This is a genomic window from Robertmurraya sp. DFI.2.37, from assembly GCF_029211245.1.
Lineage (GTDB): Bacteria > Bacillota > Bacilli > Bacillales > Cytobacillaceae > Robertmurraya > Robertmurraya methanolica_A.
The window spans coordinates 1-328 of record NZ_JARGEJ010000472.1 but is presented as its reverse complement, the minus strand read 5'-3'; the positions used below and the strand labels follow the sequence as shown (position 1 = coordinate 328).

General features: G+C 40.5%; 1 pseudogene. It reads right to left on the bottom strand.

The features are described 5' to 3' along the window. Positions 1-37: 37 nt before the first annotated feature. Positions 38-328, bottom strand: a pseudogene (locus PZE06_RS27350) (glutamate--tRNA ligase family protein); the annotation flags it as partial.

The following is a 328-nucleotide window of genomic DNA, read 5'->3' as shown; positions in this document are numbered from 1 at the left end:
CCGCGACTCTATAAATAGGAGTATCCTGCTAAACCACAAAAACAGGAGCTTGCCAGTTTAAAGCTTCATAAATCATCAACTGTTTAGGTGTATTGGAAATATGATCATCCCCACGTAAAACATGGGTGATGCTCATTAAATAATCATCGACCGCAACAGCAAAGTTATAAGTTGGCGTGCCATCCTTTTTGACGATAACAAAATCTCCTCCACCCCCATCAGAGTCAAAAGATACATTCCCTTTCACCATATCATCAAAAGCATATACTCGCCCTTCCGGTACACGAAAACGAATGCTCGGTTGTCTACCTTCTTTTTCAAATTGTTC